13 protein-coding genes are annotated in these 16,900 nt (G+C 62.6%); 4 read left to right on the forward strand and 9 right to left on the reverse strand.

Translation table 11 applies throughout. The features are described 5' to 3' along the window. Positions 1-21: 21 nt before the first annotated feature. From leuS to JOE60_RS09825, 4 genes are all read right to left on the reverse strand, one after another. Entirely contained in the window at positions 22-2,550 is a 2,529-nt protein-coding gene (leuS, locus tag JOE60_RS09810) for a leucine--tRNA ligase (RefSeq protein WP_167266156.1), read from the reverse strand. A 295-nt stretch (positions 2,551-2,845) separates the two neighbouring features. Continuing rightward, positions 2,846-4,360 carry a glycerol kinase GlpK gene (gene glpK, locus JOE60_RS09815; RefSeq protein ID WP_167266151.1) on the reverse strand — a complete coding sequence of 505 codons (1,515 nt, stop codon included), beginning with the start codon at positions 4,358-4,360 and terminating at the stop codon, positions 2,846-2,848. Between the two features lie 61 nt (positions 4,361-4,421). After that, a complete protein-coding gene (locus tag JOE60_RS09820) occupies positions 4,422-5,174 on the reverse strand; it encodes an MIP/aquaporin family protein (protein WP_167266146.1) in 753 nt (250 codons plus the stop codon). Positions 5,175-5,359: 185 nt separating this feature from the next. Then, positions 5,360-7,144, reverse strand: coding sequence for a glycerol-3-phosphate dehydrogenase/oxidase (locus JOE60_RS09825; RefSeq protein WP_167266142.1), 1,785 nt, complete (start codon positions 7,142-7,144; stop codon positions 5,360-5,362). A 122-nt stretch (positions 7,145-7,266) separates the two neighbouring features. Between JOE60_RS09825 and JOE60_RS09830 the strand changes: the two genes are divergently transcribed. From JOE60_RS09830 to JOE60_RS09845, 4 genes are read left to right on the forward strand one after another with little or no spacing between them, the layout of a single operon-like run. Next, positions 7,267-8,229 carry a sugar-binding transcriptional regulator gene (locus JOE60_RS09830; RefSeq protein ID WP_167266138.1) on the forward strand — a complete coding sequence of 321 codons (963 nt, stop codon included), beginning with the start codon at positions 7,267-7,269 and terminating at the stop codon, positions 8,227-8,229. 34 nt (positions 8,230-8,263) lie between these two features. Then, complete coding sequence (locus JOE60_RS09835; protein WP_167266133.1) at positions 8,264-9,145, forward strand: aldo/keto reductase; 882 nt, start codon at positions 8,264-8,266, stop codon at positions 9,143-9,145. An 11-nt stretch (positions 9,146-9,156) separates the two neighbouring features. Then, positions 9,157-10,101: an alpha/beta fold hydrolase gene (locus JOE60_RS09840; protein WP_420851381.1), complete on the forward strand. Its 945-nt coding sequence runs from the start codon at positions 9,157-9,159 to the stop codon at positions 10,099-10,101. Next, positions 10,098-11,171: a glycosyltransferase gene (locus JOE60_RS09845; protein WP_167266129.1), complete on the forward strand. Its 1,074-nt coding sequence runs from the start codon at positions 10,098-10,100 to the stop codon at positions 11,169-11,171. The genes JOE60_RS09840 and JOE60_RS09845 overlap by 4 nt, the downstream gene beginning before the upstream one ends. Here JOE60_RS09845 and JOE60_RS09850 read toward each other — a convergent pair. The 5 genes from JOE60_RS09850 to gmk all read right to left on the reverse strand — a co-directional run bounded on the left by JOE60_RS09850 (position 11,168) and on the right by gmk (position 16,891). Further along, positions 11,168-13,282 carry a primosomal protein N' gene (locus tag JOE60_RS09850; RefSeq protein ID WP_167266125.1) on the reverse strand — a complete coding sequence of 705 codons (2,115 nt, stop codon included), beginning with the start codon at positions 13,280-13,282 and terminating at the stop codon, positions 11,168-11,170. The genes JOE60_RS09845 and JOE60_RS09850 overlap by 4 nt on opposite strands. A gap of 160 nt (positions 13,283-13,442) precedes the next feature. After that, a complete protein-coding gene (metK, locus tag JOE60_RS09855) occupies positions 13,443-14,672 on the reverse strand; it encodes a methionine adenosyltransferase (protein ID WP_167266121.1) in 1,230 nt (409 codons plus the stop codon). 76 nt (positions 14,673-14,748) lie between these two features. Further along, positions 14,749-15,990: a bifunctional phosphopantothenoylcysteine decarboxylase/phosphopantothenate--cysteine ligase CoaBC gene (gene coaBC, locus JOE60_RS09860; protein WP_167266117.1), complete on the reverse strand. Its 1,242-nt coding sequence runs from the start codon at positions 15,988-15,990 to the stop codon at positions 14,749-14,751. Positions 15,991-16,018: 28 nt separating this feature from the next. Then, positions 16,019-16,279 carry a DNA-directed RNA polymerase subunit omega gene (gene rpoZ, locus JOE60_RS09865; protein ID WP_011774945.1) on the reverse strand — a complete coding sequence of 87 codons (261 nt, stop codon included), beginning with the start codon at positions 16,277-16,279 and terminating at the stop codon, positions 16,019-16,021. Between the two features lie 39 nt (positions 16,280-16,318). Beyond that, the gene (gene gmk, locus JOE60_RS09870; RefSeq protein ID WP_167266113.1) at positions 16,319-16,891 is read right to left on the reverse strand and encodes a guanylate kinase; all 573 of its coding nucleotides are present in this window, start codon (positions 16,889-16,891) and stop codon (positions 16,319-16,321) included. Positions 16,892-16,900 lie beyond the last annotated feature (9 nt).

The raw sequence follows: 16,900 nt of genomic DNA on the forward strand, positions 1-16,900 counted from the left end.
CCGGCGGCCGCTCGGTTCCCGCTAGGCAGGAACGATGTTCACCAGTTTAGGTGCACGGACGATCACAGTGCGGATGCCGCGGCCGTCCAAGGCCCGCTGGACGTTCTCAGCTGCCAAAGCAAGTTCACGCAGCGCGTCCTCACTGATGTCAGGCGAGACTTCGAGCCGGTCCCGGACCTTGCCCTGGACCTGGACCACTGCAGTGACGGTCTCCTGCACCAGCAGGGCTTCATCGTGGCGGGGCCAGCCGGCATTGGCTACCGACGCCGGGTGGCCAAGGGCGTTCCACAGGTCCTCGGCGGTGTACGGCGCAAACAGGCTCAGGATGACTGCGACGGCTTCCACTGCTTCACGGACAGCGGGATCTGCCGCACCGGGACCCGAGTCGATGGTCTTGCGGGTAGCGTTGACCAATTCCATGAGCCGCGCCACCACAACGTTGAACTTGTTGTTGTCCAGCAGGTCTGCTGCATCCGCGATGGTCTTGTGCGTCACCGTCCGGAGGGCACGATCGCCCGTGGCGGGGTCCACACCAGGCTCGCTGCTGACATCCTGGCCCAGGCGCCACGCCCGGGCAAGGAACTTCGCAGAGCCCGACGGCGATACATCCGCCCAGTCGACGTCGTCTTCCGGTGGGGAGGCAAAGATCATGGTCAGGCGTACGGCGTCCACGCCGAACTTATCCAGCTGCTCACCGAGGTCCACACCGTTGCCAAGGGATTTGCTCATGGCCTTGCCACCGTTAAGCACCTGGCCCTGGTTGAGCAGGGCGGCAAAGGGCTCGTTTGCTTCGATCAGGCCCATGTCCTTGATGACCTTGGTGAAGAACCGCGCGTAGAGCAGGTGAAGGATGGCATGCTCCACTCCACCCACATACTGGCCTACGGGCATCCAGTCATTGACCTTTTCGGGGTCGAAAGGGCCCTCTGTGTAGTCCGGCGATACGAAGCGCAGGAAGTACCACGAGGAGTCCACGAACGTATCCATGGTGTCCGTGTCCCGCTGGGCTGCACGGCCGCAATTCGGGCATTCAACATTGACCCACTCAACGGCAGCGGCCAAGGGCGAGGTTCCCTTGGGAGCCAGTGCCTCACCCCGGAGGTTGTCCGGGAGCCTGACGGGAAGCTGGTCATCGGGAACCGGCACTTCGCCGCATTCGCCGCAGTGGATGATCGGGATGGGAGCACCCCAGAAACGCTGACGGCTAAGCAACCAGTCACGGAGGCGGAAGTTGACGAACTTCTCCCCCGTGCCGAGCTTTTCCAGGATTTCGATGGCGGCAGGGATGCCTTCGGTCTTGGAGAGGCCATCCAGGTCGCCGGAGTTCTTCAGCGTTCCCTCACCCGTGGAAGCCACGCCGGTCTCTGCCGGATCCTCGGCCCCGGTTTCCAATACAGCCCGGACCGGAAGGTCGAATGCCTTCGCGAAGTCCAGGTCACGCTGGTCGTGGGCCGGCACTGCCATGATGGCTCCAGTACCGTAATCGGCCAGCACGTAATCGGCTGCCCACACCGGCAGCTTCTCACCGTTGAGCGGGTTGATGGCGTACCGTCCCGTGAAGACGCCGGTCTTCTCACGTTCAGTGGACTGGCGCTCGATTTCAGAGAGTCCCTTGACCTTTTCGCGGTACTCCATCAGGGAGTCATGCTGCTCTGGTGTGACCAGGTCCAGCGCCAGGTGGGCGTCGGCGGCCACTACAAAGAATGTTGCGCCGTACAGGGTGTCCGGGCGGGTGGTGAAGACGGTGACTTCGCGTTCGGCCTGGTCCCCAGCAGCTTCGATGACGAAGCGGACGTGGGCACCTTCTGACCGGCCGATCCAGTTTCGCTGCATGGCCAGGACCCGCTCAGGCCAGTGGCCCTTGAGCTGTTCCATGTCCTCGAGCAGACGATCGGCGTAGTCGGTGATCTTGAAGTACCACTGGTTCAGCGACTTCTTGGTGACCGGCGTTCCGCAGCGTTCGCAAGCGCCGTTGACTACCTGCTCATTGGCCAGGACGGTGAGGTCCTTGGGGCACCAGTTGACGGGTGAGTCCTTGCGGTAGGCAAGTCCACGCTCGTAGAAGCGCTTGAACAGCCACTGGGTCCAGCGGTAGTACCCGGGATCGGAGGTGTGCAGGCGTCGCGACCAGTCTGCGGAGATGGCGTACCGCTTGAAAGAAGCTGCCTGGGTTTCGATGTTGGCATACGTCCACTCGCTGGGGTGGGCGTTGCGCTTGATGGCCGCATTCTCAGCGGGAAGGCCGAACGAGTCCCACCCTATGGGGTGCAGGACGTCGAAGCCTTGCTGGCGCAGGTAGCGGGCAACAACGTCACCCATGGCGAAGGCTTCGGCGTGTCCCATGTGAAGATCGCCGGAGGGGTAAGGGAACATGTCCAGCACGTAGCGGCGTTCCTTGGAGCCGTCGTCCGCAGGCGTGAAGACTTTGAGGTCTTCCCAGACCTGAGGCCATTTGGCTTCCATCGCAGCGAAGCTGTAGACGCCTTCTTCAGGCGCTTCTGCTGCGGCCTTTGGTGCTGTTCCGGTCTCTGTCTCCGGCTGAACGCTCACTGCTGCCCTCTTCTGTTCTTCGATGGCGGTTTTGCCTCCTGCTGCGGCCCGGGAAACCCCCGGACACACAAAAGCCCCTCAACAATGGAGGGGCGGCCGCACGGCTATGTATTGCCGGGCGGCTAGCTAAGCAGAAGGATCTCACACATATCAATACCTTACCCCACCAAACCCATGGGGCTGGTGGGGTAAGACGGCCGCACGCGAAAAGAGGTTCCGGGGACTCCCCGCCATGGTGTGGTGGGCACCGCGAAGCGGGCGGGCGGGAGTCCCCGGAACCTCTGTCGGGAGATGACTACTTAACGTCCTCGTCGACCCAATCCATGGACTTTGTCACAGCCTTCTTCCACAGACGCATCTGCCGCTCCTGCTCCTCTGCGGGCAACTGCGGCTCCCAGCGCTTGTCTTCGTTCCAGTTGGCGCTCAGTTCGCCCAGGTCCTTCCAGAATCCAACGGCCAGGCCTGCTGCGTAGGCAGCACCCAATGCGGTGGTTTCCACCACCTTCGGACGGACCACGGGCACGCCCAGGATGTCTGCCTGGAACTGCATCAGCGCCTCGTTGGCAACCATGCCGCCGTCGACCTTCAGTTCGGTCAGCGGTACGCCGGAGTCCGCGTTGACTGCGTCAAGGACCTCGCGTGTCTGGAAAGCCGTGGCTTCCAGGGCTGCGCGGGCAATGTGGCCCTTGTTGGCGAAACGCGTCAGACCAACGATCGCGCCGCGGGCGTCTGCACGCCAGTACGGTGCGAAAAGACCGGAGAACGCAGGAACGATGTACACGCCGCCGTTGTCCTTGACGCCGGCCGCAAGCGTTTCAACCTCGGGAGCGGAGCTGATCATTCCCAGGTTGTCGCGGAGCCATTGGATCAGCGAACCGGTGACTGCAATGGAGCCTTCCAGTGCATAGTGCGGCTTCTGGTCGCCCAACTTGTAGCCGAGGGTGGTGAGCAGCCCGTTCTTGGAGTGGACAATCTCTTCACCCGTGTTGAAGATCAGGAAGCAACCGGTGCCGTAGGTGTTCTTGGCTTCGCCGGGCTGGAAGGCCGCCTGGCCGAAGGTAGCGGCCTGCTGGTCACCCAGGATGCCGGCCACCGGGGTTTCGCGCAGCAACTGGGAGGTGTGGACGTGGCCGTACACCTCGGAGGAGGACTTGATAGCGGGCATCATGGAGGCCGGCACGCCGAAGACGTCCAGGATCTCCTGGTCCCACTCCAGCGTTTCCAAATCCATGAACAGGGTGCGTGAAGCGTTGGTGACGTCGGTGACGTGGACACCGCCGTCCGTTCCACCGGTCAGGTTCCAAAGGACCCAGGCGTCCGTGTTGCCGAAGATGAGGTCCCCAGCTTCGGCTTTTTCGCGTGCACCCTCAACGTTGTCCAGGATCCATTTGATCTTGGTGCCGGAGAAGTAAGTGGCCAAGGGAAGGCCGACTTTTTGCTTGAAGCGTTCCAGGCCGCCGTCCTTGGCGAGCTCATCCACGATTGGCTGCGTCCGGGTGTCCTGCCAGACAATTGCGTTGTAAACCGCTTCGCCCGTGTTCTTGTCCCAGACCACGGCGGTTTCGCGCTGGTTGGTGATGCCGACGGCGGCGATATCGTGACGGGTAAGGTTCGCCTTGGACAGCGCCGAGGCAATGACCTCACGGGTGTTGTTCCAGATTTCGGCCGGGTTGTGTTCAACCCATCCTGCCTGCGGGAAGATTTGCTCGTGTTCCATCTGGCCGGTGGAGACGATGTTGCCCGAGTGGTCAAACACAATGGCGCGTGAGCTGGTGGTGCCTTGGTCAATGGCGATGACGTATTGGTTCATGGTGACGTCCTTGTCTCAGTGGTGATGACGGTGTTTTGTGCTGTGAGGGCCAAGCGCGTTATCAGCCGGCAACTGCCGGCATGATCCCCGGTACCAGGAGGGCCACGATGCCGGCCAGGGCACCGCCGACTACCGGTCCCACAACGGGGATCCAGGCATAGGACCAGTCACTGGAGCCTTTGCCCTTGATGGGGAGGATTGCGTGGGCAATGCGGGGACCGAGGTCACGTGCGGGGTTGATGGCGTAGCCGGTGGGACCACCCAGGGAGACGCCGATGCCGACAACGAGCAGGGCAACAGCCAGCGGGCCGAGGCCGGAGGGAGTCCCTCCGAAGGTCAGGATGACGAACACCAGAACGAACGTGCCGATGATTTCGGTGATGAGGTTCCACGGGGTGGAACGGATGGCGGGACCGGTGGAGAAGGTGCCCAGCTTGTTGGCCGCAAGGGGCTCTTCATCGAAGTGCTGCTTGTACGCCAGCCAGCAGACAACGGCACCAAGGAAGGCGCCCAGCAGCTCGCCACCAAAGTACGTGAGTGTTGATCCAAAGGTGACGGCAACATCCGGAGCGTATTCTTTGCTGCCCTTGACCAGCAGGCCCACGGTGACGGCGGGGTTCAGGTGGGCACCGGACTTGGCGGCCACGAAAACGCCCGCGAAGACTGCGATTCCCCAACCCCACGTGACCATTAAGAATCCAGCGTTATTGCCCTTGGTGCCTTTGAGCGCAACGTTTGCCACAACGCCGCAACCCAACAGGGTCAGCATCATGGTTCCGAATACTTCGGAAAGGAAAACAATTCCAAGAGACATCTTTGACTCCTCATTTTTCTGTTATCAACCACCTCGCGGGTGAAGTGGCCGTTGGGACGGTTCCGTTGCCGGAACCGTCCCGGATGGTGCTCCCCTGGCGGGATCACCTACCCCATTCCGTTCCGGCATCTTCCGGAACGGCCGAGCTTTTTGTGCTGCATTCCCTGGTTATTGCCGTGCTGGACTCAGGCTACGAGGCTGTGCACGTCAACCTTGTGGAACCGCTGCAGGACTTCCTGGGCGTGGCGGATTTCCGATTCACGGGCGGCAGCGTCCCAGCCGAGGGGGCCAGCCAGCGCCGCAGCGATCTCGTTGAGCAGCTCGCCGGTCACCAAACCACGGAAAGCCAGCGACGTCCTGCGGATGAGAACATCCACCAAGTGCCCGATCTGCTCATGCTCGGCCATGAAAGCGAGTTCGCGGGTGCTGAGCTCGCGGGTGGAGCGAAGGGGGACGTCGTGACCTGCATTGAGGTACTCGATCACGGCGTCCGCACGTGTTCCGTAGCGGGTCAGCAACACTGCCACACGGTCTGCATCCAGGCCCGGACCCATGTGCTTCTTGATCCATTCCTGCTCGCCCTGGTCAGTGGCGGGGAAGTCCGCGCCGCCGCCGATGGCGAGCTTCGCCGTCGAGACTTTACGCTCCACGCCCAGTTCCTTGAGGACGTCGTTGGTCATGTGCTCAGCGAGGGCGCGGAAGGTGGTCCACTTGCCGCCCACCAGGCTGAGGACGACGGCGGCCTTGCCGCCCGGCGTCGCGACCGCACCGCTGCCGCTGCGGACGCTGCGTTCGATGCGGTAATCGCGCGAGACGAACCCGGGCTGGGTTGCATCGTGACGTGGCAACGGCCGGACACCGGCAAAGCTGTAAACGATCTGTTCGCGTTCCACCTTGATGGTGGGGAAGACGTGGCCTACCAGATCAAAGAAGTAGTCGATTTCCTCGTCAGTGCAGACGGCATCCTGGGACATGTCGGCGTCCACATCCGTTGTCCCCACCAGCACACGGTCACCCATGGGGTAGATCAGGACGATGCGGCCGTCGGTGTGTTCGAAGAAGATCTCGCGGCCATTGCAGGCAGCGAGCAGTTCGGGGTGGTCAAGAACGATGTGGGAACCCTTGGTTCCGCCCATGTACTTGCTGACCGCTCCCATGGCCTCGTTGGTGAGGTCCACCCAGGCACCTGTGGTGTTGACGATCACGTCTGCCTGGAACTGGAATTCCTTGCCCGTGAGTTCGTCCCGCAGCAGTACGCCATCAGCGTTCATCGAGACGAGCGATACGTAGTTGCTGGCGCGTGCGCTGCCTCCCGGCAAGCCGCCGCCGCGGCCAGCCTTCTCGCCGTCCTGCAGGACATCCAGGGTCAGGCGCTCAGGGTTGTGAACGGATGCATCAAAGTACGTTGCCGCATATTTGATCCCGGGGTGGATTTTGGGCAACTCGGCCAGGGCCTTGGTCTTTCCGCGGAACTGGTGGCGCGGAACGGTGCCGCCATCGCGGGAGAAGAAGTCGTACATGCTCAGGCCAACCTTGATCAAGAATGCCCCGCGCTCCTTGGGCTTGCCCTGCTTGTGGGTCAGGAAGCGCATGGGTGCTGAGAGGATGCCGGAGAACGTACTGAAAATGGGGATGGTGGTCTGCAGCGGCTTGACGTAGTGGGGTGCGATACGAAGCAGGCGGTTTCGTTCCACAACAGATTCCTGGACCAAGCGGAACTCACCGTTTTCCAGGTAGCGGATTCCGCCGTGGATCATGTGTGAGGAAGCGCCGCTGGCGCCCTGGCAGTAGTCGCCGCGCTCCACCAGAGCCACGTCCACGCCTTGCAGTGCCAGGTCCCGGAAGGTCCCAACGCCGTTAATGCCGCCGCCGATGATGAGCACCTTGGCTGATGGGCGTTCCTGCAAAGCGACCACGCGGTCGCGCTGCTGCGCCTGATGTGAACTGCCGGAATTCCTGTTGTGTCCCAAAACTGCTCCCTTGGGCTTGGTTCGTGCGCCGCGCCGCTCGCTGCTGCACTGTTCACAACTAATCTTTCGAAGGTGGAAAATGGAGTCAAGCTATTTGCACAAACGTGCAGGAAGGAAATGGGATGGCACGCTCACGCCACTCGGATGCGCTCCGGGCTGCACAGATGTATTACCTGCAGGACCTGACCATGGACGCGATCGCAAGAGAGCTGCGAACGTCTCGGTCAACGGTTTCCCGGCTGCTCTCTTCCGCCCGGGAAACAGGGTTGGTCCAGGTCCAGATCCGGAGCCCGTTTGACACCGGACCGGAACTGGAAAGCCAGATCCGGTCCCGCTACGGTGTGGACGTCCACGTGGTCCCTGTCCTGGATACGCTGAACGAAGCAGAGACCCTGGACCGCGTGGCAATGCAGGCCGCCCGGACCATCGGCCCCCTGGTGGACTCGAATGCGATCATCGGAGTGGCCTGGGGTTCCACCCTCAGCGCGGTGAGCCGGCACCTCACCCGAAAAGTCACCCACGACAGCATCGTGGTCCAACTCAACGGCGCCGGAAACATGCAGACCACGGGAATCACCTACGCCAGCGACATCATGCGGCGCTTCGGCAACGCCTACGGTGCCCGTGTTGAACAGTTTCCAGTCCCGGCCTTTTTCGATCATGCGTCCACCAAGACGGCCATGTGGAATGAACGCAGCGTTCAACGCATTCTGGACCTGCAAGCCCGCATGAGCATCGCTATTTTTGGTGTTGGATCGGTCCACTCCGACTACCCCAGCCATGTTTACGCCGGCGGATACCTCGACGAACATGACCTCGCCGTCCTCGCCGACGATGACGTGGTGGGCGATGTGGCCACCGTCTTCTTCCGAAGCGACGGATCATCGGATGGCATCACCCTCAACGAGAGGTCCACAGGGCCAAGCCACGAGCAATTGCGGCAGGTGCGGCGGCGGATCTGCGTTGTGTCAGGGGCATCCAAGATCAACGGGCTCCAGGGCGCACTGGCTGCCGGCCTGGCCACGGACCTCATTCTTGACGAAGCCTCGGCCCGACGCCTCGTCAGTTTCACCAGCCACCCCTGAAGTAATAGTGCTCTGAGTAGGTAGAGTCGTTGCTATGAGATTGCCTGCCCACCTGACCTTGAACAATGGCGTCCAGATGGATCGACTGGGCTACGGGCTCTACAAAGTACCTCCAGAAGACGCCGGCACCCTGGTAACCACCGCGCTTGGCGAAGGCTACCGTCGCTTCGACACTGCGGCGATGTACGGAAACGAAACAGGGGTGGGCCGGGCCTTGGGCGGGGCCCTGGGCGACGCCGCAGAGACAAACCTTGGCTCGGGAGGATCCGGAGAATCGGTGCACGTCCTTTCACGGGAGGACATCTTCGTCACCACCAAGGTGTGGAACGACGACCACGGCTACGACGCCACGCTCCGGGCCTTCAACACCTCCATGTCCAACCTCGGGTTGGACTACCTGGACCTCTACCTCATTCACTGGCCCTGCGCCGGCAAGGGACTCTTCGTCCAAACCTACAAAGCGCTGGAGACCCTCTACCGGGAGGGAAAAGTGCGGGCCATCGGCGTCTCCAACTTCCAGCCCTCCCACCTTGATGCCCTCATGCAGGACGCGGAAGTTGTCCCCGCAGTCAACCAGATTGAACTCCACCCCTGGCTCCAGCAGAACCGGTTAAGGACACTGCATCAGCAACTGGGCATCGCAACAGAGGCGTGGAGTCCGCTGGGCCGCGGACAAATCCTGAAGGACCCCGCCATCCTTATGCTGGCTGAAAAACATGGCCGGACCCCGGCGCAGATCATCATCCGCTGGCACCTCCAGTTGGGGAACCTCGTCATCCCCAAAGCAAGCTCGGCGGAACGCATCAAGGAAAACCATTCAGTCTCGGATTTCGCCTTGGATGCCGCCGACATGGATGCCATGTCCGGCCTTGAACGCCATCATCGAACCGGGTCGCACCCGGACAATGTGAACTAGGGAGTACCGCCGTGACAAAAGTGGACACCCACCAATCCCCCGACGTTCCGGGGAATTCCCTGGAATTTTTCAGCCCCGCACTGAAGGGCCGTACGGTTTCCGCGCGCGTGGACGTTGATGGCAGCAGCATCGCCTATTGGACGTACGAACCCGTGACCGTGACAGCGGCGACCCGCACCATTCTGGTGGTCCACGGATTCAGGGGCGATCACCATGGCTTGCTGCGCGTGGCCGATCAGCTTCCTGAAATGCGGATCATCATGCCTGACCTGCCCGCATTCGGAGCTTCCGAGTCTTTTGTGGGCCTCGTCCACAGCGTGGAGAATTACGGACGGTTCCTCGCCGGCTTCATGGCGGCCCTTGGCCTGGGGCCGCAGACAGTTTTGCTGGGCCATTCGTTCGGGTCCATTGTGGTGAGCCATTTCGTGGCCGGCCACCCCGGCGTGGTCAACCCCCTGATCCTGATCAACCCCATCGCCGCGCCCGCGTTGGAGGGGCCCAAGGGCATCATGACAAAACTTGCCGTGCTGTATTACCAAGTGTCCGCCAAGCTCCCCGAGTCCGTGGGACAGGGGCTGCTGCGGAACAGGGCCATTGTCCGGGTCATGAGCATCACCATGGCCAAGACCAAAGACAAGAATCTGCGCCGCTTCATCCACGGACAACACGACTCCTATTTCAGTGCCTTCTCCGACAGGAAGAGCTTGCTGGAATCCTTCAAGGCCTCTGTTTCCGGAAATGTCACTGAGGTTGCCGATCACCTGACCCTGCCTGTCCTGCTGATTGCCGGAGAGAAGGATGAGATCGCCACCCTGCCGGACCAGCACAAACTGATGAAACGGCTGCCGGACGGAACGCTGGTGGTGATACCCGGCGTCGGGCACCTCATCCACTACGAAACGCCCGCACCCGCAGCCACAGCAATCCGCACTTTCCTGGAGGAACATCCCGCGTGAAAATCGTCATCGACGCCCGCTTCACCAGAACGGACCATCACGATGGCATCAGCCGCTATGGTTCCAGCCTCATCGCCGCCACAGCACGGATTGCCGACGTCACCATGCTCATCAGTGACAAACGGCAGTTGGCACTCTTGCCTGACGTGCCCTACGTCCTCATCAACAGTCCCCTGTCCCCCATGGAATTGTTCGTGGCCCACAGGATCAACCCGTTGGGTGCAGATGTGGTGGTGTGCCCCATGCAAACCATGGGTACCTGGGGCAGGCGGTACGGCCTCGTGCTGACACTGCACGATCTCATCTACTACGAGCACCCCACGCCGCCGGGCTTCCTGCCTGCGCCCGTCAGAGTGCTGTGGAGGCTTTACCACAAGGCTTTTTGGCCGCAACGGCTCCTGCTGAACCGTGCCGACGCAGTGGCCACCATCAGCCAAACCACCAAAGCGCTCATGGCCAAGTACCGCTTGACGAAGAAGCCGGTAAGGATTGTCGGCAATGCACCCCAGCCCGGCCAGCAGCCCCGCGATCCCGACGCCGGAGCCAACAAAGCCTTGCTCTACATGGGCTCTTTCATGCCCTATAAAAACGTGGAAACCATGATCAAGGGCATGGCTGGTCTTGACGGCTACACCCTGCATCTTCTGAGCAGGATCAACCCGGCACGAAAAGCTGAACTGGAGTCGATCGTCCCTGCCGGGGCCAGCGTCCAGTTCCACAACGGGGTCACCGACGCCGAGTACGATCACCTGCTGCTCGGAGCAACCGCGCTCATCAGCCTCTCCCGCGCCGAGGGCTACGGCTTACCGCTGGTTGAGGCCATGGCCTTGGGCACGCCCGTCATCGCCAGCGATATCCCCATTTTCCGGGAAGTCGGCGGCGAAGCAGTGAGCTATGTTGACCCCGGATCGCCGCAGGAATTCGCGAAGGCCGTCACGGCTTTGGGCAATGACGCGCTGTGGAAGGAACGGTCCCGGCAATCCGCTGAACGTGCTGCCCTTTTCTCATGGGATCAATCGGCCCGGCAACTCCTGGACGTAGCCAACGAAGTGGCCGCACTCAGGCGTTAGAGGACGTCCACACCGTCCAAACGAAGCTGGACGGGACCGGATATCCTTTTGGCGGCGCTGGCGGCCCGGACAGACCTCATGGTGCGGGTGGCTTCCGCTGCCTCCGCATACGGAATGAAGAACAGTGTCCTCACATCCGGTTCCTCACCGGCGGCAGACGCATGCGCGGGTCCTTGCCCCAGCTGGACCGGCGCAGGACCGGCAGTTCGCAGTGCTTTGCCCGGCTCCGACGGGAGCGCCGCGGTCACAGCCGCGGAAAAATGATCGACGTCGGCCCTGGCACCGGTGATCGACGCAACCCTGACAGCAGGGGGCAGCTGGAGCTCCTTCCGCAGCGCCAGCTCCCGGGAAGCGAAACCGGCCGGGTCCCACCGCAGCAGGGCGCCGGTCCCGGCGGTGTCGTCAGCCGTGATCACCACCAGGCCACCATCCCTGGCGGGCTTCACCAAGGCGGATGCATTGAACCAACGGCGGACGGCGTCCTCGCCCGCCCTGAGGTTTTCCCTCCGCAGGAGCGAATTCCCGTCCAGCAAAACAGCTGCGGCATACCCGTGCTCCGTCACGGGCTCAGCGCCCACCGTGGCCACCACCAAGGCAGGGGTATCCGGAACGGACGCCTTGATGTGCTCACCGGAGGACGTTACTACCGGTTTGCCGGGGAACGCCCGGCCCAGTTCCTCGGCCGTGCGCATGACCCCTGCCGCACCCCGGCGCAGCCTTGTTCCGCTGCAGTGGCTGCAACGCCACTGGGGAGCAGGCGTTGAACACCACCGGCATGTGGGCATGGCTGATCCGCTGGAAACAGCCAAAGGACCTTGGCAGGCATTGCAGCGTGCGAGTTCCCGGCAGGTTTCGCACACCAAGGACGGCGCGTAACCCGCCCGCGCGACCTGGACCAGCACAGGACCGTGTTCCAGGCCCTCCTTGGCTGCCCGCCACGCCGCACCGGGCAGACGGGCGATCCTGGCCAACGGATCACGCTCTTGCTCAAAGCTGTCGGCCGTGTTCAGGACACGCGGGACTGTGGACCGTACAGAAGGTCGGGGCGCCTCCACGGGAACTGCCCAGTGGGATTCCACCAAGCGCTGCAACTCGGTGCTGCGGCTGTGGGCCGCCATGAGGCAAGCAGCCTTTTCCCGCTCTGCCCGCAGAAGAAGAACTTCCCGGGTGTGGGCATATGGCGCGCGCTGTTCAATGTGGAGGTCGTCGCCGTCGTCCCAGCAGACCACCAATCCAAGGTCACGGACGGGAGCGTAGGCGGCCGACCGTGTTCCGATTGCCACCCCGGCGGAACCGGTGAGTACGCGCAGGAAATTCCTGTAGCGGGGAGTTTGGCCATCGTCCGCCGTCAGCCGCGCGATGTCAGACGGCGGGAGCACCTCTTCCAGGGCACGCTCCACCCGGTCCAGGTCACGATAGTCAGGAACAACCACCACAGCGCCGCGTCCGGAGCTTCGGACGGACGCTACGGCTGCCGCTACCAGAGCCGGCCAGCCTCCGGGCCCGTAACCCTGCAATGCCGTGAGCACGGCCTTGGGCGAGCCGCCGGACATCAGGTGCTGCAAGTAGGCCGTGCCGTTGGTGTACATCCCCCAAGCCTGGGCGCCGTGGGTGGCAGGCACCACTGGATCCTGCTGCGTTTCCGGTCCCGGCTGGATGCTGCCACCTTGGAGTTCTTTCTCCACCTTGGCGATCCGTGGCGGGATGGCCGTCCGCAGGACATCGCTGAGAGTTCCGGCGTACCTGGCGGCTACCGCGCCGGCAAGATCAGCGATCGCCGGAGTCAGGACAGTTACGGGCGAGACCACTTTGTGAAGGGGCGTGAGGGCTCCGGAGGCGTCGGAGGATTCACTGCGCTCCAGGATGTAGCCGGCAAGCTCCTGTCCATTGAACTTCACCTTGACGCGGACACCAGGGACGGCGGCCTCCGCGAGCTCGGCGGGAACGCTGTAGTCGAAGGGCCTGTCAAGGTGCGGCAATGGTGACTCCAGCACAACGCGGGCTACGGGGAGGTGCGCTGCCAACGGAAGGGAGTCCACTGGTGGACGGACCGGGAACCCTTGAAGCAGGGAGGGTTGCAACAGCGACGGCTGGACTTCATGTCCGTGCATCAAACGTCTCCTCCGCTCCCCCGCCACCGTGCCCCACGGGGCATCATCAACCACGGATGCCCGCAACGGGATGGCTCCCGCTGCGGGCATCTCTTGGGTTCAAGCCAACCACGGGCCTCTGACATTAAAGCAACCGCAAGGCCGGCAGGCCTCCGCCTGATCAGGCGTTGAAGTATTCCTTCAGATCCGCCACGCGGTCCAGCCGCTCCCAGGTGAAGTCGGGATCTTCACGGCCGAAGTGGCCATGGGCCGCAGTCTTGGCGTAGATGGGCCTCTTGAGGTCCAGTGCGTCGATGATGGCACGCGGGCGCAGGTCGAAAAGCTCGTCGATCGCTTCGCTGATGCGTGCAGGATCAACGGTCTCCGTGCCGAACGTTTCCACGTAGGTGCCCACGGGGCGGGCTTGGCCAATCGCGTAGGCGATCTGGATTTCAGCCCGCTTTGCCAATCCGGCCGCAACCACGTTCTTGGCAACCCAGCGCATGGCGTAGGCTGCGGAACGGTCAACCTTGGACGGATCCTTGCCGGAGAAAGCGCCGCCGCCGTGGCGTGCAAATCCACCGTAGGTATCCACGATGATCTTGCGCCCGGTCAGACCAGCGTCACCCACAGGGCCCCCGATCACAAAGGCGCCCGCAGGGTTGAGGATGTTGGCCGTGCGGGAAATGTCCAGGTTGGACGCGGCCATGACCGGCTCAATCACGTAGCTGGCCAGGTCGGCGCGAAGCTGCTCCAGGCTGGATTCTTCGGCATGCTGGCTGGAAATCACCACGGTTTCCACGGAAACCGGCCGGTCGCCGTCGTAACCCACCGTCACCTGGGTCTTGCCGTCAGGGCGGAGGTAGGAAAGCTCACCGTTCTTGCGGACTTCCGTCAGACGCTCGGAGAGCCGGTGCGCGAGCCAGATAGGAGTTGGCATGTAGGACGCGGTCTCGTCGCTTGCGTATCCGAACATGATGCCCTGATCGCCCGCACCTTGGAGGTCGTAATCGTCCTCCTGGCGGCCTTCGCGTGCCTCGATTGAATTGAAGACGCCTCCGGCGATGTCATTGGACTGTTGGCCGATGGAGACCGACACACCGCAGCGCGCACCGTCGAAGCCGTTGGCCGACGAGTCGTAACCAATCCCGAGGATTGTTTCGCGGACGATTTGGGGGATCTCCACGTACGCGTCCGTAGTGACCTCGCCGGCTACGTGCACCAGTCCTGTGGTTGCCATGGTCTCCACGGCCACGCGGGATTCAGGGTCGGCAGCCAGCAGCGCGTCCAGGATGGAATCGCTGATCTGGTCGCAAATCTTGTCCGGGTGCCCCTCGGTGACCGACTCGGACGTGAAGAGCCGGAGTTTCGACGGGGTGCCATGAGGTTCATGCTGCAGCGGTAAAGTCACTCGACCACCTTACTGGGTTGCGGGACGGGGGCATCGGCCTTGTGTCCCTTTGCTAAGAATTGGGGTGTGGGATCCGTTACATCGCCGGAACAGTCCGGGCCAGCTCAGTCCCCACCCTGTGGATCACGGCTGCGGCCACGTCGGCCTTGCTGCCGGCTGCTGACTGGTGCTCCGGGTCCGCACTGGACAGGATGACAACGGAGTTCTCGTCCTGTCCAAAAACCCTGCCAACTCCCACGTGGTTGACCACCAGGAGGTCGCAGCCTTTTCGCTTGAGCTTGGCTTGTGCGTGCTCCAGGACATCGCCCTGGGCGTCACCGGTTTCAGCGGCAAAGCCCACAATCAACTGCCGGGTCTGGCTTGCGCCTCGCACCTCGACCAATTCGCGGAGAATATCCGGGTTCCGGACCAACCGCACCACGGGTGCTTCCTCGCCGTCGACCTTTTTGATTTTGGTATCCGAGACGTCTGCCGGACGGAAGTCTGCAACAGCCGCTGCCATAATGACGACGTCGGAGCCCAGCGCCGCTGTCAGCGTCGCCTCCCGGAGTTCCAGGGCAGACTCAACGCGCACCAACTCCACTCCTGCGGGCGGCTGGACATCCATGTGCGCGGCGACGAAACGGACCGTGGCACCGGCGGCCATGGCGGCTGAGGCCAGCGCAGCACCCTGTTTGCCCGATGAGCGGTTTCCGAGGAACCGGACGGGATCCAGGGCTTCCCGGGTACCCCCGGCCGTAATGGTCACCACGCGGCCCGCCAAGGACTGGGCAGGTGCCGGCTTGTCCGCGCCGCCGTCCACCAATGCCATGGCAGCGGCAAAAATGGCATCCGGTTCAGGCAAGCGGCCCGGACCGGAATCCGCTCCGGTCAAACGTCCGGACGCCGGCTCCAGAACAGTGATCCCTCGGCTCCGCAGAGTTTCCACGTTTGCCTGGGTGGCCTTGTTGAGCCACATCTCAGTGTGCATGGCCGGCGCGAAGAGGACGGGCCCGTGCGCCATCAACAACGTGTTGGTCAGCAGGTCGCCGGCTTGGCCGGTGGCCGCCTTGGCCAAAAGATCGGCGGTTGCGGGAGCTACCACCATCAGGTCCGCCTCATGGCCCAGACGGACATGGTTGACCTTGTCCACGTCATCAAAAACGCTGTTGCTGACCGGGTTCCCGGAGAGGGCTTCCCAGGTTGCCACTCCGACGAACCGAGTGGCGGACTCCGTGGGGATGACCGTTACCTGATGGCCGGCTTCAGTAAAAAGCCGGAGGAGCGATGCGACCTTGTAGGCCGCAATCCCTCCCCCGACTCCGAGGACTATGCGCACGTGACCTCCGTCAACAGGCAGCCTGTTGTTATTCTGTGGGCTCGATCGGCGTGGAAACCAGAAGGCCCTCGTTGATTTCGCGCAGTGCGATGGAGAGGGACTTCTCGTTCAGCTTGGTGTCAACCAACGGACCGACGTACTCGAAGAGTCCCTCGTGCAGCTGTGCGTAGTAGGCGTTGATCTGGCGGGCGCGCTTGGCGCCGAAGATCACCAGGCCGTACTTGGAATCGGCAGCCTCAAGCAGCGAATCGATCGGCGGGTTGATGATGCCTTCAAGGTTCGTGGACACGAATTCTCCAAATTCTAGCGGGCCAACAATGCGGGCGGTTCAGCGCCCGTGCGGGGTAAGCCCCATGAGTGAAACAAGCTCGTCTGCTGCCCGGCAAACGTCGTCATTGATAACGGTGTGGTCAAACTCCGGCTCAGCAGCAAGTTCCAGTTTAGCGGTTTCCAGCCTGCGCTGCTGTTCTTCGGGAGTTTCAGTGCCACGGCCCACAAGGCGGCGGACCATTTCGTCCCAGCTGGGAGGCGCCAGGAACACGAAGTTGGCTTCCGGGACCGCCTCTTTCACCTGCCGGGCACCCTGCAGGTCAATCTCGAGCAACACCGACTTTCCTTCAGCAATTGCCGCGTTCACGGTGCTGCGGAGAGTTCCGTACCGGTTGTGTCCGTGGACAACAGCCCATTCCAGAAGTTCGCCTTGGGCCACCAGGGCATCGAATTCTTCGGCAGACTTGAAGAAATAGTGGACTCCGTCTTTTTCCCCGGGCCGCGCAGCCCTGGTGGTGGCGGATACCGAGAGCCAAACTTCCGGATAGTTGTCCCTGATGTAGGTGGAAACGGTTCCCTTGCCAACGGCAGTGGGGCCTGCAAGGACAGTCAGTCCAGGATTCTTGCTCACGGATTCCTT

It is taken from the genome of Paenarthrobacter ilicis, assembly GCF_016907545.1.
In the GTDB taxonomy this organism is placed as follows: domain Bacteria; phylum Actinomycetota; class Actinomycetes; order Actinomycetales; family Micrococcaceae; genus Arthrobacter; species Arthrobacter ilicis.